This is a genomic window from Stenotrophomonas sp. YAU14A_MKIMI4_1 (genome assembly GCF_003086855.1).
Taxonomy (GTDB): Bacteria; Pseudomonadota; Gammaproteobacteria; order Xanthomonadales; family Xanthomonadaceae; genus Stenotrophomonas.
Genome location: NZ_CP025998.1, coordinates 192,265 through 214,121, shown reverse-complemented (window position 1 = coordinate 214,121; position 21,857 = coordinate 192,265). Strand labels below are relative to the sequence as shown.

Sequence of the window (21,857 nt, the reverse complement as noted above, 5' to 3'; positions counted from 1 at the left end):
GGTACCGCGCTGCTCGCGGCCGGCACTGCCCGAAGGCCATACTAGAGCATGACCTTGCGCATCATCATCGCAGACGATCACCCCGTGGTCCGCATCGGAACCCGCGCGGTCATCGAATCCAGCGGCGTGGGCCGGGTGGTTGGCGAAGCCGACAATGCCCAGGCCCTGATCGCACTGCTGGCCAGCCAGCCCTGCGACCTGCTGGTCACCGACTATTCCATGCCCGGCAGCGCCCAGGCCGACGGCTTCGCGATGATCGGCATGATCCGCCGCCGCTATCCCGATCTGCCGGTGCTGCTGCTCAGCGTGTCCAACAACCTGGCCATCCTGCGCATGGTGCTGGACAGCGGCGTGCTCGGCCTGGTGGACAAGAGCTCGTCCATGGAAGAACTGCCGCAGGCGATCCAGGCGGTCTACCGCGGCCAGTCCTACATCAGCCGCAGCCTGCGCGAGCGCGTGGAAGAGGCCGGCAGCTGGCGCATGCGCGAAGGCGACGGCAAGCCGCTGTCACCGCGCGAAGTGGAAGTGCTGCGCCTGCTCGGCACCGGCATGACCGTGAAGGAGATCTCGCTGCAGCTGCACAAGAGCGTCAGCACCATCAGCCGGCAGAAAGGCGATGCCATGCTGAAGCTGGGGCTGAAGGGCGACGCCGAGCTGTTCGATTACCTGCGCGACGGCAAAATCTGAGAACTGCTTCACGGTTTCACGGTGGCCGCCCGGTGCTGACACTGTGATCGACGCCACAGCTGTGCCATGATCCGCGCCGATGGGCTCTCCCATGCGAGGTCGAAGGAATCGACCGGCCCATCACCACGCTGCCCGACTGCGGGCGGCGCGCATTCTGCGTTGGCCATCCGGCCCGACGCCCGCACACCATGGAGAGGCGCATGACCCATTCCCCCCGTTACGTCCCGGCTGCCGCCCGCCCGCGATTGCGCATGGCGTTGGCTGGCCTGGCCGTTTCGCTGCTGGCCAGCGCCTGCACTCCCTCGACCTCGACCGCGTCACCCCAGGGCGCCGCCGCGCCACGACAGGAAGTTGCCCCCATGCAGAACTCCGCCACCGCCGCTGCGACCCCCGCCGCGGTTGCCACCCCGCCCGATGCCGGCAGCGTGCTGTATTTCATCTACCAGGTGGATGGCGACGGCGCCGTCTCCTACGAAGTGGCCAATGGCGCCGTGGCGACCTTCTGGTTCGGCCACAGCTACGAAGTGGCCGGCACCCGTTACTACACCGGCTTTGCCTGGAACACGCCGCAGAAGTTCGGCAAGCCCGGCGAAGACGACGAGGGCCCGGAAAGCCGTGTCACCCTGTCCGAAGCCACCTTCACCCTGAGCGGTGACAAGCCCGACCGCCCCTGGGTGTTGAAGGGCGTGGAGCCGTGGATCGGTGCGATCGGCGCCTATGGCACCGCCCCGGACGTAGACGGCAAGCGCAAGCCGGTCGAACACCGCACCGCCGCCGGCAAGCTGGTGCTGGCCGTGCCCACCCGCAGCTTCAGCAACGGCACCAGCGTGGAAGGCTACGAGATCCTGGTGTTCAACCCGGACTACGAGACTTCCGAAGATGGCCAGGTCTGGGCCAGTGCCGGCACGGTGAACACCGGCGAAGACAATTCGGCTGCCTGCGACGACGGTGCGGTGATGCCGTGCATCAGCAACCAGGGCACGCTCAGCTTCAGCGCCGTGCCGGGCAGCGATCTGCCGGCCATCACCGTGGCCGCCACCGGCACCACCATCGATGCACCGGGGCAGACCCGTGCACTGGGCGCCAGCGATGCACGCCGCTATCACTACGACGCCGCCCGCAAGGCCTACGTCGCGCAGTAACCCTTACACGCAGTACCTGTTGACCGACATGTTGATGACTCACGGATGAGTCCGGTTGGCGTAACGCGGCACAGGCCGCTCCATCAACCCCAGAGGAAAACGTCATGGCACAACGTGACTACAGCAGACAGGAAGTTCTCGACATCATCGAACAGGTGGCCCAGCGCAAGGGCATTTCCAGCGAAGACTTCCTGCGCTTTGCCCATATCGAGACCGGCGGCCAGTTCGACGAACGCGCGCACAACAGCCGCACCGACGCCAAGGGGCTGTTCCAGTTCCTGCCGTCGTCGGCGCGCCAGTACGGCCTGAGTGGCCACGAGTACGACCCGACCCGCAACACCGAAGCGGCCGCGGACATGTTCCAGCGCAACCTGGCCGACATGGAAAAGCGCCACGCGCGCACCGGCCACCCGTACCTGTCCGGCGAAGCATCGCCCACCGGCCTGGACCTGTACCTGGCCCACCAGCAGGGTGCGGCCGGTTACGGCTCCATCCAGACCGCCATCGCCACCGGCACCTTCGGCGTGGTGCGTGATGGCCATGGCGAACCGATCAACATGCGCCCGCGCATCATGGGCCAGATCGGCAGCGACATCGAAGCGCTGACCGGCCACACCCGCGCGGAAATGCGCACGATGAACGACAAGGACCTGGCCAGCACCTTCGCCCAGTACTACGACCGCAAGTACGACGGCATCAGCATTCCGGAAAAGAACATCGCCGCCATCAGCGCCGATGCGCCGGCGCGCAGCGCACCGGTGCAGGCCGCTGCGGGCCCGACCCAGACCGTGCCGGCGCCCACCGCCGCCACCGTGTCGGCAGCAGCGGCGGCCAACCAGGACAAGCCGGGCATCGCCCTGACCGCCGCCTACGATGCCGGCGTGAAGTACGACGATGTGAAGTACGCGATCAACATCGCCTCCAGCCAGTACTACCGTGGCAACGGCATCACCGGCAAGAACGTGGACCAGGGCTACGTGGACTGCTCCGGCTGGGTCGGCACGATGCTGAACAAGACCCAGGACGAGATCAACCAGAAGGCCGGCCACGCCGTCTATGGCGATGCCGACAAGATCAAGCTGGGCTTCGCCGGTTCCGGCGGCATCGTGCAGCAGGCCTACAAGGATTCGGGCGTGCTGCTGCAGCGCGACGACATCCTGAAGCCGGGCGCGCTGCAGGAAGGCATGGTGATCGGCCTGGACACGGCCAAGACCAAGCACGAGCACTGGAACGGCATCGACCACATCGTGATGGTGGTGCGCGATCCCAACACCGACAAACTGCTGATCAGCCAGTCCACCGGCAAGCTGGGCGTGCACACCATGCCGGTGGAGGACTACCTGAAGCAGGTGGAAAGCCACCCGAACTGGAAGCTGTTCGCCTCCGACCCGCTGCACAAGGCGCGCGACCTGCTGGAAAACCGCAGCCAGACCCAGCAGCACGAACAGGGCAAGGAAGCACCTGCGCAGGCCGCCGCCAGCGCACCGCGCAGCGAGATCCACCGCAATGGCGACCACAGCGAAGGCGTGCGCAAGGCGCAGGAACAGCTGGGTCACCTGGGCTACGTGGGCGCCGACGGCAAGCCGCTGTTCGAGGATGGCAAGTTCGGCCGCAACACCGAAGCGGCCGTGCGTGAGTTCCAGAAGGACAACGGCCTGGCCGTGGACGGCATCATCGGCCCGAAGACGCTCGATGCCATCAACGATGCGCGCGAACGTCCGCTGCTGAACGACGAACGCCACCCGCGCAACCCGATGTACAACCAGGCCGTGCACGGTCTGGAGCAGTTGCCGCCGGGTACGTTCAAGGACCGCCACGCGCTGGAAGCCACCGCCGCCACGCTCACCCGCGACGCCCATGCCGCCGGTCTGCAGCGCATCGATTCGGTGGTGCCCAGCATGAACGGTGAGCGCCTGTTCGCCGTGCAGGGCGCAATGGGCGACCCGGCCGCCGTGCGCGCCTCGGTCGATGCCAAGGCCGCCAGCGAACAGAGCGTGGCCCTGAGCAGCGGTGCCGTGCAGGGCGCACCGAACGTGCTGCAGCAGCAGGACGATCAGCAGCAGGAACAGGTGCGCCAGAACCAGCGCGCGATGGGGCACTGAGGCCGGTGGTGCCGGCTTCGGGTCAGAGCCCTTTCCTGCGGAAAGGGATCTGACCCTGGGGGTCGGATCCCGTCCGCCGGACGGGCTCCGACCCTGCTGTTCAGCTTTCTGCTTTCAGGCGCGCTTCATGGCGCATGACGCTAGATGAATGCGCACGCCGACCGGGTGGCCCACGCAATGTTCCGGCAATGTCCGAAGCCCAGCGTGGTACCTGCGGCAGCCACGGCGCCCAGGCGCCTTCCCTGCCCCGCGTGGCATGCCCCCAACTGGAGACCCGAACATGTTCAATACGTCCTCACTCAGCTTCCGCAGCCTCGGCCTCGCCCTGGCGCTGCTGGCCGGCTTGGCCGTGGTCGGCGATGCCAGCGCCCTGTCACGCAAGGACAAGCGCACCGTGGTCGGTGCGGTGGTGGGCGGCGTGGCCGGTCACCTGATCTCCAACGGCGACCCGACCGCCACCGTGGGCGGTGCCGTGGCCGGTGGTGCCATCGGCAACCTGACCACCAAGGACCGCCACGACGATCGTCGCTACGACCGCCGCTATGACCGTCGCTATGGCCATGACCGCGGCCACGACCGCCGTTACTACCGCCACGATGATCGCCGCTACCGCCACGACCGCGGTCGCCACCGCGGCTGGTAAGTACACCTGGCAACACCCGGAACGCCGGCCGCAGTAACGGCCGGCGTTCTGCTGTTCAGCGCACGTGGTCCAGGAACTGCCGGTGGCGGGCGTACTGGTCCAACACATCGTGGATCAGCTGCACGCGCGTCCAGCCCATCACGTCATAGTCCTGCCCGCCCTCGCGCAGATAGACCTCGGCGCGGAAGTAACGCCCGGCCTTGGCGGCGCGGCGCGGGTCCTGCAGGGTGAAGCTGGGCGGCTCATACGGCTGCGGCCGCACCGAATAGAAGAAGTCCATTTCCTGGCCATGGCCGACCTGCAGCCAGGCGCGGCCATCCTCGCCCAGAGTCACCTCGACCTCCAGCTCCTGTCGCCGCAGTTCACCGGCCACATCCTGCAGGGCCGGCATCACCTGCTGGTCGATGAAGCGCAGCACCTCGGCCTGCACCGGGTTGTGCGCCAGCAACCGCAGGCGCGCACGCCAGTCATCGCTGGTGCCGGGCAGGATGCGTGCGTCGCGGATGATCGAGCGCTTGGTGGCATCCAGGCGCATCGCCTTCAGCAGCCCCCAGCACATCAGGATCATCACCAGGGTGAAGGGGAACGCGCTGGCGATCGTGGCCGCCTGCAGTGATTCCAGGCCACCGGCAAACAACAGCGCCACCGCCAGCGCACCCACCAGCAACGCCCAGAAGATGCGCTGCCACAGCGGTGATTCCTCCTCACCCTTGGAGGTGAGCATGTCGATCACCAATGCTCCCGAATCGGCCGAGGTGACGAAGAACAACGCCACCAGCAGCACCGCCAGGCACGAGGTTGCCATCGTCCACGGCAGGTGGCGCAGGAATTCGAACAGCGCCATGGAGCTGTCGCTGGAAACGGTCTGCACCAGTTCCTGTACCCCTTCGGCGCGCACCATGAACAAAGCGGTGTTGCCATAAATGGTCATCCACAGGAAGGTGAAGCCCAGCGGCACCAGCAGCACGCCCACCACGAATTCGCGCACGGTGCGGCCACGCGAGATACGCGCGATGAACATGCCCACGAACGGTGACCAGGCGATCCACCAGCCCCAATAGAACAGCGTCCAACCGCCCAGCCAGCCGGTGGGCTCGTAGGCGTACAGGTTGAAGGTCATCGAGAACAGCTGCGACACGTACATGCCGGTGTTCTGCACCAGCACCTGCAACAGGTGCACGGTGGGCCCGCAGACCAGCACGAAGGCCAGCAGTGCCGCCGCCAGGATCATGTTCAATTCCGACAACCTGCGCACGCCGCTGTCCAGGCCCGCCACCACCGAACCGGTGGCCACCAGGGTGATGACGGCGATCAACACCACCTGTACCAGCGTGCTCACTTCCAGCCCGAACAGGTAGTTCAGCCCGGAGTTGATCTGCATCACGCCCAGCCCCAGCGACGTGGCCAGGCCGAAGATGGTGCCCAGCGCGGCGAAGGTATCCACGGTGTGGCCGATCGGCCCGTGGATGCGCTCACCGATGAGCGGGTACAGCGCCGAGCGCACGCGCAGCGGCAGGTTGTGGCGGAAGCCGAAGTACGCCAGCGCCAACGCCACTACCGCGTAGATCGCCCACGCGTGCACGCCCCAGTGGAAGAAGGTGATGCGCATGGCCTGGCGGGCTGCCGCAGCCGATTCCGGCGTGCCGGTGGGCGGGGTGGCGTAGTGCATGATCGGCTCGGCCACGCCGAAGAACATCAGGCCGATGCCCATGCCGGCGGCAAACAGCATCGCGAACCATGAGGCGTAGCTGTAGTCGGGGCGACTGTGGTCGGGGCCCAGCTTGATGCGGCCATAGCCGCTGACGGCCACGCCCACCACGAACACCAGGAAGCCGGCGACGGCCAGGATGGTGAACCAGCCCGCATCGTTGGCGGTCCAGGTCTTGGCGGCGGTGAACCAGCGCGTGGCCAGTTCCGGCGCGAAGATGGCCAGGGCCAGCAGGGCGATGACGATCGCCGCGGTGGGAATGAATACCTGCGGCAGGATGCGCTGCCTGACGGGGGTGGGGTGCGGAGCGGAGCTCGGCATGTCGTCCTCCGTGAACGGAAATGCGTGAAGGGAATACGCGGCGGACCGCGAGGAGGGGCGTCCTAGAAGTAGAAACCGATATTGAGGTTCAGGCGTGAGTGCCAGCGTGAGGGCCCTTGCGGGTCCAGACCGATGCCATCGCCGCCAGCGAACCACATGTTCTTTCCGGCGATCCAGTCGATGTAGGTCAGCATCATGCCCTTGCCCAGGCTGCAGCCGGTGACGTTCTGCCACGACGAGCGCATGCCCGGCTGGCGTTGCAGTGCGCGGGTCATGCTCAGGTTGTTGTAGCAGGTGATGTCATCCAGCCAACGCTGTTCGCCAAACGAATAGGCCACGTTGACGCTGGGCACATCGGCCTTGCGCGCGATCTGGAACGGTGCCTGGAAAGCCGACAACGCGATTGTCGCGCCCGGCACACCGTAGTGGTAGCGCGCCCATTGCAGCTGGGTGGTCCAGCCATCGCGCGCCCATTGCGCATGCACGGCCATGCCGTGGTGTTCATGATGGCGGCGCGTTTCCACGTTCTGCACCGAACCGCTGAACGCCGACGCACCCAGCAGCAGCGTTCCACCGTGCCAGTCACGGTCATGCTCGTAGCGCAGGTTTACCCGGTCGCGCTCGCGATAGGGCAGCTCCGGCGTGCGTGCCACATCGAACGAATAGCGGTCGTAGCGCGCCGCGTCGCCGTACTCATCGCCGGCAAACCAGCCGACGTGCCACAGGTGGTGGCCGCTGCGATGCTGCAGCACCAGGCCGGGATCGTAGTCATCCTCGATGCCCAGGTAGTAGCCAGAGCCGAACCAGAAACTCTGCGAAGCCGTAGGCAGCAGGCCGAACGGCACCTGCTGGATACCCGCACGCAGAGCGGTATCTTCGTTGAACTGCCAGCCTGCATAGGCGTGGTGGACTGCATCGAAGCCGTCATACCAGCGGTACTGCGCCGAGAAGAACAACGGCCCGGCACCGGCATCGATGTCGGCACGCAGCAGTTCCAGCTGCAGTCCGCTGGTGGGGCCGTAGTCCAGCCACCCATAGTTGAAGCGGACGGCGCCGCCTGCGTCGAACCACGGTTCCGCATTGGGATCGTGGGGCTGTGCCAGCGCCTGGCCGGCCGATGCACACGCCAGTGCGCCAAGAAAAATAGAGAAAAAACATCGCACGATTGCGTCCCGGTGCCTCCCTGTTTCCAGAATGGAAGCCTGCCAGTGTAACCAGCGCGGGTGTTCGCCCCGTTCACCGGGCCAGCGCAGGGATGCGGCACGGGCGGTACCATGAGCGTGCTGTGCTGCTGCCCATCCGATCTGCGAACGCGCCACCATGACCGATACTTCCCACCGCGTGCAGGGCCTGAACAACGACGAGGTCGCGGCCGACTGGCCGGCGATTTCCGCGCAGGACCTGGCCTGGTTGGGGCAGCGCTATACGCAGCTCGGCCCTACTGCCACGCTGCAATGGCACAGCCCGCGCCCGCTCTCGGCCGCGGCGATCGCGCGCGGCGAACACGGCGCCGTTTTCATCAAGCGCCACCACCACAGCGTGCGCAGTGCCGCCGTGCTGCAGGAAGAACACCGTTTCATCGCCCATCTGGCGGCGCGCGATGTACCGGTGGTGCAGGTGCTTGCTGCAGACAACGGGCAGACCGCGCTGGAGCAGGGCCCGTGGACCTACGAACTGCACGCGGTGGGCGCCGGGGAGGACCTCTACCGCGATGCACCTTCGTGGTCCCTGCTGACCGACATCGCACAGGCGCAGGAAGCCGGCCGCATGCTGGCCCGGCTGCACCGTGCCGCAGCCGATTATCAGGCGCCACAGCGCGCTACCCATATCCTGGTGGCACGCGACGATCTGATCCGCGCACACGATCCCATCGCCGCGCTGCAGGCCAGCCTGCCTGATCGCCCCGGCCTGGCCCGCTACCTGGCGCGCATTCCCTGGCAGGCGCAGCTGCGCGAGCACGTGCTGCCCTGGCATGCCGGCCTGGCCGAGCGGCTGCAGCACGAACCGCGGCTGTGGGCGCACAACGACTGGCACGTCTCCAACCTGCTGTGGGCCCGCGACGGGCAGATCGCCACCGTGCTGGATTTCGGCCTGGCCTCGCCCACCAGCGCGCTGTTCGACCTGGCCACGGCCATCGAGCGCAATGCGGTGGCCTGGCTGGAGCTGCAGCGCGGCGCCGACGCGGTGCGCAGCGATATCGCCCTGGCCCTGCTGACCGGCTACCGGCAGGTGCTGCCGTTGTCGGCCGAGCGTGTGCATCTGCTGGCCGACCTGCTGCCGATGGTGCATTTCGACTTCGCACTGTCCGAAGTGGAGTACTTCGAAGGCATCACCGGCTCCACCGCCAATGCCGACGTGGCCTGGCAGCCGTTCATGCTGGGCCACCCGGCCTGGTTCCATACCGAGGCTGGGCAAGGCCTGCTGCAGGCGCTGCACGCTGCGGCATAGCGGCCTACAAGCCTGGGGTCAGAGCCCTTTCCTGCGGAAAGGGATCTGACCCCTCCATACTCTGCCCCAGCCCCGGCCCCCCCTGCCCCGTTCCCGGACTCGCAAATCCGTACGGTTTGTAGTGAAATGGTCACCTGAAGCGGGGGTGCCTGGATCTGCCAGGCTGAGAGAGTCCCTTGGAACCTGATCCGGTTTGCACCGGCGTAGGGAGCTTTGAGCAGCTGTCGCACCCCCCGTTCCCTGGGCCGGTGCGTCCGCGCGCCGTCGCTTCGTCTCCCTTGCTGTCAGAAGACGAACCGAATGAACCGCTGCCTGCGCCCCACCCTGCTCGCCCTGGCCCTGTGTGCCGCCCTTCCGCTGCATGCCAGCGAGGCCGCCACCGATGCCGCCGACACCTCCGATCGTTCGCCCACCGATCTGGCCGCCGTGCGCGTGCAGGCCGGCAAGCCCGCCTCTGCCAGTTCGCGCGCCAATGCCTTCGGCGGCGGCAGCTGGAAGGACACCCCGGCATCGGTGAACGTGCTCGACCGCAGCTACCTGGAACAGCGCCAGGTGCGTTCGCTGTCCGAACTGGCCAGCAACGACGCTTCGCTGGGCGATGCCTATGCCCCGGTCGGCTACTACCAGAACGTGGCCATTCGCGGCTTCGCGCTGGACGCCGCCACCGGCTACCGCTTCAACGGTCTGTCGATGGCCGGCGAACAGCGGCTGGCGCTGGAGAACGTGGAATCGGTGGAAATCCTGAAGGGTGAAGCCGGCCTGGCTGCTGGCGTGATGGCCCCGGGCGGCATCATCAACTACGTGGGCAAGCGCCCGGCCGAAGTGCGCACGGTCACCCTGGGCACCGATTCGGAAGGCTCGCGCTACGCCGCCGTGGACGTGGGCCACTGGCTGACCCCGCGCTTCGGCGTGCGCTTCAACGCCGCCTGGGATGCCAGCGATTCGTATATCGAACACCTCGATGGCCGCCGCAACTTCTACTCGCTGGCCGCCGACTGGCTGATCGGCGAACGCGGCAAGCTGGAAGTGGATGCCAACTACCAGACCAGTTCGCAGCGCTCGGCATCGGGCTACCAGCTGCTGGGGGCCAGCGAACTGCCGCGCGGCGTGGACCGTGACCACCTGCTGGGCTACCAGCCGTGGCAGATGCCGGTGGGCATTGCCAGCACCAACATCACCGTGCAGCACACCTACGATTTCAGCAGCAGCTGGCAGTCGCGCGTGGCGTTGGGCCACAGCCGCACGGTGATCGATGACAACGTGGCCTTCGCCTACGGCTGCTACTACGCCGCGCAGTGCGCCGACGGCAGCGTGCCGGGCAACTACTTCGCGCCCAATGGCGATTACGATGTCTACGACTACCGCAGCCCCGACGACACCCGCCGCAACCAGCAGGCACGCGCCGAGCTGCGCGGACGCTTCAGCACCGGCAGCGTGGGCCATGAGCTGACCCTGGGCGGCGAGACCTACCGCCGCACCGTGGACCGCCGCCCCAGCGTGAACGAGTACGTGGGCACCACCAACTACCACGACGGCCAGGTGCCGGTGTTCGACCCGTCGCCGTTGCAGCCGGGCCCGTCCGCGCGTCGCCTGGACAGCCGCCAGCACGCATTCTTCGCATTGGACAGGCTCAGCTTCGGCGACGACTGGCAGTGGCTGGCCGGTGGCCGCTACGTGCGCCTGGACGAGCGCGCCTACGACAAGCGCGGCAACCCGCAGCGGCACAGCCGGCTGTCGCGCTTCCTGCCGCAGACCGCCCTGGTGTGGAAGGCCACCGACCAGCTGAACGCCTACGCCAGTTACGTGCGCGGCATTTCGCTGGGGCAGGAAGCGCCGTTCTGGACCAGCAACGCCGACACCTTCCTGCCGGCGGTGGAATCGCGCCAGCTGGAGGCGGGCGTGAAGTACGCGCCGAACGAGGCACTGAGCGTGGGCGCGGCGGTGTTCCGCATCAGCCAGCCCTACCAGTACGCCAAGCCGGACGACAGCGATGTGGGCTTCACCTTCGTGCAGGAAGGCCAGCAGACCCACACCGGCCTGGAGCTGACCGCCAACGGCCAGCTGACCGATGCACTGCAGGTGGTGGCCAGCGCCAGCGTGCTGCGCGCACGCGCACGCGATGCCGGTACGCCGGCCTATGAAGGCCACCAGCTGGTGAACGTGCCGAAGGTGCGCGCCAGCGTGCACCTGGCCTACGCGCTGCCGTTCGTGCAGGGCCTGCAGGTGACCGGGGGCTGGCGCTACGCATCGGCCAACGTGGCGCGTGCCGATGGCGCGATGCGTGCGCCGGATTATTCGGTGTTCGATGCCGGCCTGCGCTTCCAGCACCGCCCGCACGAACGTGCGGTCACCTGGAACCTGTCGGTGGACAACGTGTTCAACCGCTTCTACTGGCGTGACACCGGCAGCAGCGCCGGTGACTACTACCTGTTCCCCGGTGCGCCGCGACAGGCGCGCCTGTCGGTGACGTTCGCGCTGTGAACGGGCCGCTGCTCGAGTGGACCGCCGCGCTGTGCAGCGTGCTGGGCGTCTGGCTGATGGCCCGGCGCCGGCTGTCGGCCTGGCCGGTGGGGCTGCTGTCGGTGACGCTGTACGGGCTGGTGTTCGCCGAAGCCAAGCTGTATTCGGACACCCTGCTGCAGGTGATCTTCGGCGGTTTCCTGGTCTACGGCTGGTTGAACTGGCGCCAGCATGCCACCGATGAAGGCAGCATCCGTATCGTGCCGCTGGCGCGCGGCAAGCTGCTGCGCGACCTGGCCATCGGCGTGTGCGGTGGCGTGGCGCTGGGTGCGGTCATGCACAGCTTCACCGATGCCGCACTGCCGTGGCTGGATGCCCTGCTGACCGGGCTCAGCCTGGTCGGGCAGTGGTGGCAGGCGCGCCGGCATGCGGCATGCTGGTGGGTATGGATCGGCGTGGACGTGGTGTACGTGGGCACGTACCTGTTCAAGTCGCTGCACGTGACCGCGGCGCTGTACGTGTTCTTCCTGGGCCTGGCCGTGTTCGGCCTGCGCGCGTGGCAGGCCGCCGCGCGCACACCGCAGGTCGCCTCGGCCCCGTAGAGTCGAGCTTGCTCGACTGCCCAGGTGCGCCGGGCCGCGCGGCTTCATCCACGCATGGCGTGGATCTACTCGCCCAGGTCGGCCAACACCTTGCGCGAGGGCGCGAAGAAGGTGACGCCGGTGACCGCCGTGGAGAAATCCAGGATGCGATCGTGCAGCGGCGCCGGATTGCCGATGAACATGCGTTCCAGCATCTGCTCGATCACCCACAGCCGGCGCGTGTAGCCGATGAAGTAGGTGCCGTACTCGTTGTGGCCCGGGCGCGCGAACGGCATGTTGTCGCGCAGGATCTCGTGCTCGCCGTCGGCATCTTCGATGGTGCACAGCGTCTTGTGCGACTTCTGCGCATCGGCCGGTGCATCGTCCAGCTCCATGTTGTCGTGCTTGGTGCGGCCGATGATGGCTTCCTGCGCCTCGGTCTTCTGCGCGCGCCAGGCCTCCAGGTTGTGCAGGTACTTCTGCACCACCACGTAGCTGCCACCGGCATGTTCGGGGTCTTCGTCGCCCACGATGGTGGCCTCCGGCAGCGACAGCCCTTCCGGGTTGGCGGTGCCATCGACGAAGTCGAGCAGGTCGCGGCCGTCGAAGTAGCGGAAGCCGGCCACTTCATCCACCGTTTCCACCGCATCGCCGAAGGCCAGCAGCAGGTTGCGCTCGAAGGCCACGATCAGGTCCTGGGTGCGCGCGCGGATGTGGTACAGCAGGTCGCCGGGGGTGGACACCGCCGTGTGGGTGGCGCCCTGGATCTGGCGGAACGGCTTCAGCTCGCGCGGCGGCGTGCTGCCCACTAGCGGCGCCCACACGCGGTGGCCGATGGCCACATTGCAGGTGAAGGTGCGCTCGATCTCGCGGATGGCGGTGTTCTTGATCAGATCGTCGGTGCTGCCCAGCACCTGCCGCACCGTGGCGATGGATTCGGCATCGTCCTTCACCCTCAGCACCAGGAAGGCCGCGCAATGGGTCAACGGCGCGGTGATCTGCTGCGGCTCGTTGTCCAGCGTGTGGTTCAGGGCGGTGATCGGGGCGGGCTGGGAATTCATGGAACATCCTGCTGGCTTGAGGCGGCGATCATAGCCGAACCACCCCGAACACGGCTGCAGTAGAGCCACGCCATGCGTGGCCGAGGACAGCATCCACGCATGGCGTGGATCTACTGTTGGGCGACGCGGCGAGCACTGAAAAAAAGAAGCCCGGCACAAGGCCGGGCTTCGGATGGCATGCGGGAGAGAGAGAGAGTCACATGCCACTTACACGCACTAACGACAGAGCGATGTCTTACCAGCTGAAGCGCGGACCCACGAACCACTCGCGGTCGCCGGCCTTGGCCAGCTTCACTTCGCCACTCAGGCCCCAGTTCTGGTTGAACTTGGCGGTGGCGCCGACGCGGCCGTAAAACTCGCCTTCCGGATTGATGCCGTGCTTCTTGCTGTAATCCTCGTAACCGGCCAGCGCATAGCCTTCCAGGTACGGGTTGAACGCGGTACGCAGACCCACTTCGGTGGAGTAGCCGTTGAAGTCCAAGCCGTGCTTCAGGTCGAACTTCTGGTACGCAACACGAGCCACCAGGTCGGTGTTCGGTGCGATGCCATAGTTGTAGCCGGCACCGATGCGCCACTGGGCGACATCGTTCTTGAAGGTGTCGGTTTCCTGCTTACTGTAGTCACCGAAGACCGAGAAGTTCGGGTGCACTGCAACCGAGCCCTTCACGCCCCAGCCATCGGCGTCGCCGCCCTTGGCATCGGTGTTCACGTAACCGCCTTCAACGTAGTTGTACGACAGGCCATCGGCAGCCGATGCAGCGAACGGCAGGGCAGCCAGCAGACCCAGGGCAAGCAGCGAATTCTTGATCATCGGGACACACCTTTAATTATTTTTGGTTTCGTCGGCCGCCTCCCGGGAGAGGGAGAGAGGAGGCGGTCGACAGGTGTGAATTATCCGTTTGCTGGTGAAATCGACCCTGAATATTGTACTGACCAGTACATGAATGAGGTTCCCGTTCAGGGAACTTGTGGTGGTTTGGTCGGACTCGCATGAACTACCTAAAAATCCTCATGAACTTGCGGATTCCATGCAATCCGAAGCGATTTAACGTTAAATCCTCATCAGAGTGAGGATTCCGTGCCGCAGCCAGACTCGACCTTCGAAGACAGAACTGCATGATCGTGAGGACCAAGCGTTGAAGATTCGATTGGAAAACGCCGCTGACCTCGGCCCGTTGGTCAAGGCGGTGCGCAAGCACCAAGGGCTACGCCAAGACGCCACTGCGGAAGGAATCGGGGTGAGCGAGAATTTCCTGAGCAAGATCGAGCGCGGCGGTACCACCGTGCAGTGGGGCAAGCTGTTTACCGTGCTGGATGAGCTGGGCTTGCATGTGGAGATCGACGTGCCGGACGCGGCGCTGTCGCCCGCGGGCAAGCGTCGCCAACCAGCAGGACGCACCCGCGACACCCCAGCGACGAAATGATGCACGCAGTGCTCTACGCCGCTTTCCAGGCGCTTGCCCTGTGGCTTCTCTGGACCGGGCAGAAATCAGACACGAAGACGCAATGGCTCAAGGTCGGTGTGCTGTTGCTGCTGGTCTTTGCAGGGACCGTGGGCATCAGCGTTCTGCTCAAGTGGATGGCCCAATCGCTGGCGTTGTTCACTGTCGCCACGGCCAAGCAGTACGCCATCGCGGTCTCGATGTCGCTGCTGTGTCTGTGGGGAATGGCGATGTTGATCGCGTTGATCAACGTCATCGGTACTTCCATCAAGCGCTTTCATGAAACCTACAACGCCGACAACTGGAAGAAGGTGGCGCCTGCGGTAGGCGGTGCACAGCCCGGCGTGATGATCGTCGCCCGCTGTCTGCTGTCCTTCGCCAGCGCCCTGATGCTTTCAGGGCTTTGGCTAGGATAGGAACGTTGTCCCCGCTGGCGACCGACCGGCTTGCCCGGCTGAACCACACGGCTGATCCCCCACGCGCGTACAAGGACGACCCATGCATCCCCTGTTGCAGTTCCTGCTGAGCGCACTGGCCGGGGTGGTGTTCCTTCACTACCTGGTGGCGCGCGACTACTGGCGTGGCTTTGGCTGGCTGATCGGCCGCTGGGATCCCAACCTGGGCCACGCCAGCGAAGATGCACTGATCACCTCATCCCACCGCATGATGGCGCTGATGGCGGCATTGCTGCTGGGCTGGGCCATCGCCGGGCCTTCCCCGTACCGTGACAACTGGGAAATGGAAGTAATGGGCCTGGCTGCCGGCATGCTGGCCACCTATGTGGTGATCATCGCCAGGGCGTCGGTGCGCGCGGCAGGTTCACGGCGCTAGGCCGCGCGAGCTTCAACCGCCGCCTTCCAGCCGCTTCAGATAGCGGTCGGTCCATGCCAGCAACGGGTGTTCCGCCGGCGCCGGCATCGTCGCCTCGATCACCTCACCCTCCTCGCTCTCGAAGCGGATGTCATCGTTGCAGTAGCAGGCGGCCAGCTGTGTGTCACTGGGTCGGCAGCCGACGAAGATCGCCTTGTGCAGGTCGGCGCGCTTGAAGCGGGCGCCCTCGAAGTTGCAGCGAACGAAACGCGCGCGCGAGAAGTCCGCATCGGCAAAGCTGGCATCGCGGAAATCACAGTCGATGAAGTGCGCGTTGGAATGGCATCGAAGCAGCTTGGCCTGCACGAAACTGCAGGCGTCGAACACGCCGCTCAATCCGGTGTTGTCGAAGGTCGTGAGATCGAAACGGCAACGCAGGAAGGATTCGTCGAGTGTCCCCATCGCTGCTCCGGTGAAATCGCAGTCTTCCATCACGGCATGGACCAGGAACGTGGTCCCGTGCCACGGGGAAACATACGAGAGATCCACCGATTGCAGGTTCTGATACTGCGGCACCGCAAACGGAAACCCACGGTAATCCAATCGCCCCTCTGCGGTCAGCCCGAACGGCGAAGGCTGCCAGTGCCGGTTGGTGATCGTCTTGTCGCGCCAGTCGGCCTTGCGGCGCGGGTTGGCCAGCTGCGGCACCTGCTCAGTCGTCCAGCGCGCGCGCAGTGCGGCGATGTCGTGCTTCGGCAGCAGTTTCAGGCGCTGTGCGGCCATGCGTTCATCCATGAGGCAGGGCCGGGCAGTCTAGCAGGCAGGCCCGGCAGGTTAAGCTCGGCAGCCACGCAGACGGAACCGCAGCATCATGCAGATCAAGCCCCTACGCAGCCCCATAGACGTCGTGCGCGACTGGGCAGAGGAACTGTCGATGAAACGCGGGCGTTCAGTGCAGGAGCTGCGCGAGAGAGGTCTGGGCGCGCGCGATTTCAGCCATGCGCGCCGTGTTGAACTGCGAAGCCGCAGCGGCTTCTTCATGACCGTGCCGCTGTCCTTCTGCATGATCGATGCAACGAAGGGCATGGCCGTCTTCAGCGAACATGATGGGTATTTCGAGTTCCGCCTGGACGAGGATGACGAGGTGACCGAGATTGTCGAGGACCGCTACGTGCACGCAGGCTGAGTGCGGACCTGCCGTTCGAACCGCGCTGCTTACAGCCGACCCAGCGCGCGGTAACGGGCTGCTCCCTGCGTGACCAGCTGTGCCAGTTCGTCCATCAGTACCGGATCCCATGTGTCGAAGTTGAAGCAGGACTTGCCCTGCATGCGCTTCTTCAACGCCGGGCTGATCCCGGCCAGCAGCTCGGGGAATTCATAGATCGGCATGAAGTGGAAGGCGTGCTTGCGCCCGGACACTTTCACCGCGCTGAAGAACTGCGGCTTGCCCTTGGCGTCGAGGTGCGGACCGTTGGCGTAGAAGTGCTCGGGACTGTCGTGCACCACCTGCAGTGAATCGGCGGCGTCGCGCAGCAGGCCGCGCAGTGCGGCGAACAGGTCAACAGGCGTTGTGGCATCCGTCATGGGTCGGGTCCCTATCGGAACAACGTGGAAGAACGGTGCGGCGGTTGGCGCCCAGCGTAGCACTGCAGCGCTGTCGCAACTGGCACTGGATGGTGTGCAGCACGGGGGCGCGATCAAGACCGTTGTCGCATATCGGCACTGAGCGGCGTTCGCCTGCGTCACTTGTTGCCGCAGGGGTTTGGGCGGCATGGAAGACTACGCAGGCGCGTCGCACCGTGGTGCGATTGCAACTTGTCTGATGGGCGCAGCGCGGCTGCGCGGGTAGACAGGGTGGGCCACCAGCGCACCGGTGGCCGGGCCTCGAAAACCCGTCCGATTGACAGTGAAGTGTTTGCGCTTGCCGACCGACGTCAGCGTTCGGGGCGTCGGTCGGCAATCCGTCTGCCGGCCATGGCGGGCGGAGCGTGGAGGCCATGTGCCTGCCGGTTCACTGTCACCGGTTTTCGAGCCACGTCTCCGCCCGCCACCTTTGTGTGGCGGCCACCGTTCGTCCCGCACGGAGCCCCAGCCATGACCACCCCGGAATTCCCCCGTCTGCACCCGCACCGCGCTGCCCCCAGCGCTGATCAACCGACCACCGCCGACACCGCTGAACTTCCCAGCGCCTTCGTTGCCGCGCTGCGCCGTATCGGTCAGGGCGCGGCCGCCGATGGCCAGCCCTGGCCCGAACGCCAGCTGATGCCCGGCCGGCAGCAGGCACTGGCCGACGCCGAATGCGCGTTGTCCGGCCTGCGTGTGGGCCTGGAAATGCTGCTGGCCGCCGAGCGTATCCGCCAGAACGGCCCGCCCAGCGATCACCCCGGCGACCGCGTGGTGGAAGGGCTGATGATGGCCTGCCTGGCGATGACCGCGCAGATCAGCACGCGCCTGCGCCCGGACGCATAGCCCAGGCCACCCGCTTACCGGCAGTCCTCGTCCTCGCCGGCCAGGGTTGCCGGGTCCAGCGGCCGCAGGTGGGCGATGCGCTGGCGCTGTTCGTCGTTGGGCCCGCCCAGCCAGCGCACTTTGCAGCGCGCGGCCAGCCGGCCCACCATGCGCCCCTGCTCGGGCGAGTACAGCACCGCCAGCGCGGTGCCGGGGCACTGGTGGGCCTGGCAGGCGGTGTAGAACCACCAGGCGCCGTCCTGCAGCTGCACCGGCTGGCCCGGTGCGCTGGGCCCACTGAGGAGCCGTTCGCGCAGCGGCGCGATGCCCGGCTCGCTGGATTCGGCATCGGCGGTGTCCTGCATCAGCGCGTCGAACGCGGCCAGCAGCCGGGCGTCCTTGCGCCCGCAGTCGTCCACCGTGTTGCCGCCCACCAGAGTGAAGAAGTAGGCGGCCAGCGGATTGTCCTGGCAGCTCAGTTCGCCGCTGGGGGTTTCGCCTTCGGGCTCGCCTTCGTTGTCCCACACCGATGGGTCAACGCCGTCTTCGATGGACGGTTCGGGTGCGGGTGCTGTGGGCGTTGCCGTGGGTGCGGGCGCAGCCTCTGCTTGCGGTGCCGGTGCCGGTGCCTGCGAACACGCAGCCAACAGCGCGATGAGCCATGAGATGGCGAGATTCCTGGACTTCATTCCCTGTCCGTGTCGTGATGTGGGGCAGCGATTGTAGATCCACGCCATGCGTGGATGGATCGCGCGTGCCGATGCGCTGTGCCAAGCAAGCTTGGCACCTACCAGAAGCGGGTTCCCGCACGTTGTAGATCCACGCCATGCGTGGATGGCCGCGCGCGCGACCCAAAAAAAACCCCGGCGCTGGGCCGGGGTTCTTCAGATCACTTGAACAGGGTATCCGGGTATTCCGGTTTCTGTTCCCTCGCCAGCAACGCGCGCAGGCCTTCTTCAGGCGTCTGCTCGCCGTGCAGCACGGCACGCACGCGGTCGGAAATGGGCAGGTCGATGCCATGACGGCGCGCCTGTCGCATCACTTCGTCGGCGGTCTGCACCGATTCGACCACCTGGCCGATTTCACGCACGGCGTCCTGCAGCGTCTGCCCCCGGCCCAGGGCCAGGCCCAGGCGGCGGTTGCGCGACAGATCGCCGGTGCAGGTCAGCACCAGATCGCCCAGCCCGGCCAGACCCATCAGGGTTTCCGGCTTGGCACCGATGGCCGCGGCCAGCCGCAGCATTTCGTTCAGGCCACGGGTGATCAGGCCGGCACGGGCATTCAGGCCCAGCTGCATGCCATCGGCCACGCCGGTGGCCACGGCCAGCACGTTCTTCATCGCGCCACCCAGTTCGGCACCCACCATGTCATCGCCGGTGTAGGCGCGGAACGCCGGGCCATGCATGGCTTCGGCCACCGTCTGCGCGAACTCGGGCACGTCGCCGTGCACGGTGATCGCCGTCGGCAGGCCCTGGGTCACCTCCTTGGCGAACGACGGCCCGGTGACCACGGCCAGCGGCACGTCGTCACCCAGGATCTCGCGCGCTACTTCGTGCAGGAAGCGGCCCGAACCCGGTTCGAAGCCCTTGGTGGCCCAGGCCACGCCGGCACCAGCCGGTCGCAGCGGCGCCAGCGCGCGCACGGTTTCATTGAACGCGTGCGACGGGGTCACCACCAGGATCCAGGCGGCATCCTGCAGGGCGGCCGCCATGTCGGTGGTCGCGCGCAGGCTGTCCGGCAGCGGGATGCCCGGCAGGTAGCGAGGGTTTTCATGGCGCTGGTCGATGGCTTCGACCACGGCGGCATCGCGCCCCCACAGCACGGTCGGGTGACCGTGCCGGGCGAGCAGCGTGGCCAGCGCGGTTCCCCAGGAACCGGCGCCAAGCACGGCGACTTTGTCAGCGGTATCGCTCATCCGTGACGTCGTAGCCAAGCTCAGGCGTTGCCGGCCGGCTCGGAATCAGCCAGCGACGGCGCGTCGCCCTGTTCCTGGCGCTGGCGCAGGGTTTCGGCGTACAGGCCTTCGAAGTTGATCGGCTGCAGGAAGAACGGCGGGAAGCCGCCGGCCTGGATCAGGTCGCTGACCAGCTGGCGCACGTACGGGAACAGGATGTTCGGGCACTGGGTGCCCAGCAGCACGTCGATCGACTGCGGGTCCAGGCCGACCAGGCCGAACACGCCGGCCTGCTTCACTTCGGCCACGTAGGCGGTGCGCTCACCGGCCTGGCAGGTCAGGGTCACGGCCAGCACGACTTCGAAGGCGTTTTCGCCCAGGCGCTGCACCTGCTGGTTCAGGTTCAGCTGCAGCTCCGGCTGCACCTGGTCATTGAAGATGGTCGGTGCGTTCGGCGACTCGAAGGAAACGTCCTTGACGTAGATCTTCTCGACGGTGAAAGCGGGGCCGGTAGCGGCATCGACCGGCGCAGCGGCGCCGTTGGTGATCTCTTCGGACATTTCCTGTAACTCCAGATGAATGCAATGAAAACGTAGGTCGAACTACAGCGATGGGGGCGGCAGGTGGCCCACACAAGGCCAATGCCGCCACCGCGATCGATCAGTTGCGACCCTTGACCAGCGGCAGTTCGGCCTGCTGCCAGGCGGGAATGCCGCCGTCGAGCACGAAAACTTTTTCGAAACCGGCCTTCTTCAGCGCCTTGGCGGCTGTTTCCGAGGCGTTGCCGCTGCGGCACACCAGCACCACCGGGCTCTGCTTGGCGTTGGCCACCAGCTTGTGCTCCGGACCGAACGCGCTGGCCTGCGCCTGGCGGCTGCCAGCGATGTGGCCCTTCTCGAAGTCGCCACTGGCCGACAGGTCGACCACCACGGCACCGCCGGCATTCATCAGCTGGGTCAGTTCAGCCGGCTTGATGCCCTTGAAGCCCCGGAACAGGCGGCGGACCTCGGTGACGATGATCGCCACGGTCAGGCCCACCAGGGCTGCGGACAGCATCGGGTTTCGGCCGGCAAAGGCCAGCAGCTCTTCGTAATTCACTCAGATCACGGGTCTATAAGCGGGGGCCGATTGTCGCACAAGCCGCAGGCGGCCCGTCACTGCCCCTGCCAGAGGTCCGGCAGGCCGGCCGCCTGCCACCAGCGCTTGGCTTCCGGGTCCCAGCGCCAGCGCTCGGTTACCACCACGGTGCGTTCGGCCTGGGTGTTCTGGTTGATCACCCCGATTTCCACCCGGCGCTCGACCTGGCCGCCGTCCAGCGAAGCCGAGCTGCGCTCGCGGTAGGACGACACGCGCAGCTGGGCGTAGCGGTTCAGCTCGAACTGGGTGGGCGGCTTGTCCTTGCGCAGCTGCGGGTCCAGGTAGGCGATGGCGTCGTCCATCGTGCCCCAGCGGATGGTGGCCCCGTAAGCGATCTGGGTTTCTTCCAGCAGCTTGCGCTGCTTGCGGGTCAGGTCGTCGGCGGCCGCGCCGGCAACGGCGCTGACCAGCAACAGCGAACACAACAGGATCTGGATCAAGCGGCGCATCGGTGGGTTCCCCAAGGACGTCAGCCTGACATCCTACCCTTTGGCGAAGGCAACGAAGCGACCACTGAATTCAGCCGCCGGGCGGCCATCGGCGCCGGGCTGGGTGGCGACGATGCTGATGCGTGCCTTGCCGCGCTGGCGGAAGGTGGACAGGAAGGTGTCCCAGGCGCTGCTTTCGGCGGCGGCCGCATGGGCGTGCAGGTCCTCGTAGACCGGCGCCAGGTAGCGCAGGTTGCTGTCGGCCACGTAGACCTCGGCGTCGTGCCCGGCCAGGCGCAGGCGCAGGCTGACCAGGGCCCAGCCGGACAGGGTGAGCACCGAGGCCAGGCTGCCGCCGAAGGCATTGCCCTTATCGTTGACGTTGGCGGCCAGCGGCGCGGTGATGCGCAGCACGCCGTCGGCGTAGCCATCCAGACGGATCTGCATGGCGCGCACGGCCGGCATGCAGTCGAGCACGTCCTGCAGGGAGGCCAGCGAGGAAGTCAGGGCATCAACGGACATCGGAGCAGCAACCACGACAACGA

The 21,857-nt window shown here is 66.5% G+C and carries 24 protein-coding genes and 1 riboswitch; of the genes, 12 read left to right on the top strand and 12 right to left on the bottom strand.

The genetic code is table 11. The features are described 5' to 3' along the window. Window positions 1-48 precede the first annotated feature (48 nt). The 4 genes from C1931_RS00895 to C1931_RS00880 all read left to right on the top strand — a co-directional run bounded on the left by C1931_RS00895 (window position 49) and on the right by C1931_RS00880 (window position 4,574). Window positions 49-687: a response regulator transcription factor gene (locus C1931_RS00895; protein ID WP_108748073.1), complete on the top strand. Its 639-nt coding sequence runs from the start codon at window positions 49-51 to the stop codon at window positions 685-687. 200 nt (window positions 688-887) lie between these two features. Beyond that, the gene (locus tag C1931_RS00890) at window positions 888-1,829 is read left to right on the top strand and encodes a hypothetical protein (protein WP_234412858.1); all 942 of its coding nucleotides are present in this window, start codon (window positions 888-890) and stop codon (window positions 1,827-1,829) included. Window positions 1,830-1,933: 104 nt separating this feature from the next. Continuing rightward, window positions 1,934-3,931: an XVIPCD domain-containing protein gene (locus tag C1931_RS00885; RefSeq protein ID WP_108755078.1), complete on the top strand. Its 1,998-nt coding sequence runs from the start codon at window positions 1,934-1,936 to the stop codon at window positions 3,929-3,931. Between the two features lie 280 nt (window positions 3,932-4,211). Further along, entirely contained in the window at window positions 4,212-4,574 is a 363-nt protein-coding gene (locus C1931_RS00880) for a glycine zipper 2TM domain-containing protein (RefSeq protein WP_108748070.1), read from the top strand. A gap of 55 nt (window positions 4,575-4,629) precedes the next feature. Here C1931_RS00880 and betT read toward each other — a convergent pair whose 3' ends face one another. Together betT and C1931_RS00870 are read right to left on the bottom strand one after the other, a co-directional pair. Then, a complete protein-coding gene (betT, locus tag C1931_RS00875; RefSeq protein ID WP_108755077.1) occupies window positions 4,630-6,603 on the bottom strand; it encodes a choline BCCT transporter BetT in 1,974 nt (657 codons plus the stop codon). A gap of 62 nt (window positions 6,604-6,665) precedes the next feature. Further along, window positions 6,666-7,766, bottom strand: coding sequence for a hypothetical protein (locus C1931_RS00870; RefSeq protein WP_234412857.1), 1,101 nt, complete (start codon window positions 7,764-7,766; stop codon window positions 6,666-6,668). Between the two features lie 157 nt (window positions 7,767-7,923). On the opposite strand from C1931_RS00870, the gene C1931_RS00865 reads away from it, so the two are divergent. The 3 genes from C1931_RS00865 (at window position 7,924) to pnuC (ending at window position 12,113) form a co-directional block, all read left to right on the top strand. Further along, window positions 7,924-9,051 carry a phosphotransferase gene (locus C1931_RS00865; protein ID WP_108755076.1) on the top strand — a complete coding sequence of 376 codons (1,128 nt, stop codon included), beginning with the start codon at window positions 7,924-7,926 and terminating at the stop codon, window positions 9,049-9,051. A 131-nt stretch (window positions 9,052-9,182) separates the two neighbouring features. Then, window positions 9,183-9,278: riboswitch (TPP riboswitch) on the top strand. A gap of 73 nt (window positions 9,279-9,351) precedes the next feature. Next, entirely contained in the window at window positions 9,352-11,532 is a 2,181-nt protein-coding gene (locus tag C1931_RS00860; protein ID WP_108755075.1) for a TonB-dependent siderophore receptor, read from the top strand. An 8-nt stretch (window positions 11,533-11,540) separates the two neighbouring features. After that, a complete protein-coding gene (gene pnuC / locus C1931_RS00855) occupies window positions 11,541-12,113 on the top strand; it encodes a nicotinamide riboside transporter PnuC (RefSeq protein WP_108757607.1) in 573 nt (190 codons plus the stop codon). Window positions 12,114-12,178: 65 nt separating this feature from the next. Here pnuC and C1931_RS00850 read toward each other — a convergent pair whose 3' ends face one another. Both C1931_RS00850 and C1931_RS00845 read right to left on the bottom strand, forming a co-directional pair. Then, window positions 12,179-13,153: a Dyp-type peroxidase gene (locus C1931_RS00850; protein WP_108755074.1), complete on the bottom strand. Its 975-nt coding sequence runs from the start codon at window positions 13,151-13,153 to the stop codon at window positions 12,179-12,181. Window positions 13,154-13,388: 235 nt separating this feature from the next. After that, entirely contained in the window at window positions 13,389-13,961 is a 573-nt protein-coding gene (locus tag C1931_RS00845) for an Ax21 family protein (protein WP_199911434.1), read from the bottom strand. Between the two features lie 328 nt (window positions 13,962-14,289). On the opposite strand from C1931_RS00845, the gene C1931_RS00840 reads away from it, so the two are divergent. The 3 genes from C1931_RS00840 (at window position 14,290) to C1931_RS00830 (ending at window position 15,426) form a co-directional block, all read left to right on the top strand. Next, complete coding sequence (locus C1931_RS00840; RefSeq protein WP_108755073.1) at window positions 14,290-14,577, top strand: helix-turn-helix domain-containing protein; 288 nt, start codon at window positions 14,290-14,292, stop codon at window positions 14,575-14,577. A gap of 8 nt (window positions 14,578-14,585) precedes the next feature. Beyond that, window positions 14,586-15,011: a hypothetical protein gene (locus tag C1931_RS00835; RefSeq protein ID WP_159095425.1), complete on the top strand. Its 426-nt coding sequence runs from the start codon at window positions 14,586-14,588 to the stop codon at window positions 15,009-15,011. Window positions 15,012-15,093: 82 nt separating this feature from the next. Next, window positions 15,094-15,426, top strand: a complete 333-nt coding sequence (locus tag C1931_RS00830) for a hypothetical protein (protein ID WP_108755071.1) — start codon at window positions 15,094-15,096, stop codon at window positions 15,424-15,426. Window positions 15,427-15,438: 12 nt separating this feature from the next. Here the strand turns inward: C1931_RS00830 and C1931_RS00825 are convergent, their stop codons facing one another. Then, a complete protein-coding gene (locus C1931_RS00825; protein ID WP_159095424.1) occupies window positions 15,439-16,188 on the bottom strand; it encodes a pentapeptide repeat-containing protein in 750 nt (249 codons plus the stop codon). Window positions 16,189-16,276: 88 nt separating this feature from the next. Here C1931_RS00825 and C1931_RS00820 point away from each other — a divergent pair, with 88 nt between their 5' ends. Continuing rightward, window positions 16,277-16,591 carry a hypothetical protein gene (locus C1931_RS00820; protein ID WP_159095423.1) on the top strand — a complete coding sequence of 105 codons (315 nt, stop codon included), beginning with the start codon at window positions 16,277-16,279 and terminating at the stop codon, window positions 16,589-16,591. Between the two features lie 29 nt (window positions 16,592-16,620). Here C1931_RS00820 and C1931_RS00815 read toward each other — a convergent pair whose 3' ends face one another. Further along, complete coding sequence (locus C1931_RS00815; RefSeq protein WP_108755068.1) at window positions 16,621-16,989, bottom strand: hypothetical protein; 369 nt, start codon at window positions 16,987-16,989, stop codon at window positions 16,621-16,623. Window positions 16,990-17,499: 510 nt separating this feature from the next. On the opposite strand from C1931_RS00815, the gene C1931_RS00810 reads away from it, so the two are divergent. Continuing rightward, window positions 17,500-17,874, top strand: coding sequence for a hypothetical protein (locus tag C1931_RS00810; RefSeq protein ID WP_108755067.1), 375 nt, complete (start codon window positions 17,500-17,502; stop codon window positions 17,872-17,874). A 14-nt stretch (window positions 17,875-17,888) separates the two neighbouring features. Here C1931_RS00810 and C1931_RS00805 read toward each other — a convergent pair whose 3' ends face one another. From C1931_RS00805 to C1931_RS00780, 6 genes are all read right to left on the bottom strand, one after another. Next, window positions 17,889-18,380 (bottom strand): Ivy family c-type lysozyme inhibitor, encoded by a 492-nt coding sequence (locus C1931_RS00805; protein ID WP_234412856.1) that lies wholly within the window; start codon window positions 18,378-18,380, stop codon window positions 17,889-17,891. Window positions 18,381-18,742: 362 nt separating this feature from the next. Next, entirely contained in the window at window positions 18,743-19,768 is a 1,026-nt protein-coding gene (locus C1931_RS00800; protein WP_108748051.1) for an NAD(P)H-dependent glycerol-3-phosphate dehydrogenase, read from the bottom strand. Between the two features lie 20 nt (window positions 19,769-19,788). Continuing rightward, complete coding sequence (secB, locus tag C1931_RS00795) at window positions 19,789-20,307, bottom strand: protein-export chaperone SecB (protein ID WP_004153553.1); 519 nt, start codon at window positions 20,305-20,307, stop codon at window positions 19,789-19,791. Between the two features lie 100 nt (window positions 20,308-20,407). Further along, complete coding sequence (locus C1931_RS00790; RefSeq protein ID WP_108748050.1) at window positions 20,408-20,845, bottom strand: rhodanese-like domain-containing protein; 438 nt, start codon at window positions 20,843-20,845, stop codon at window positions 20,408-20,410. 56 nt (window positions 20,846-20,901) lie between these two features. Beyond that, window positions 20,902-21,333, bottom strand: a complete 432-nt coding sequence (locus C1931_RS00785; protein ID WP_108751794.1) for a hypothetical protein — start codon at window positions 21,331-21,333, stop codon at window positions 20,902-20,904. A 33-nt stretch (window positions 21,334-21,366) separates the two neighbouring features. Next, a complete protein-coding gene (locus C1931_RS00780) occupies window positions 21,367-21,834 on the bottom strand; it encodes a YiiD C-terminal domain-containing protein (protein ID WP_108748048.1) in 468 nt (155 codons plus the stop codon). Between the last annotated feature and the right edge of the window lie 23 nt (window positions 21,835-21,857).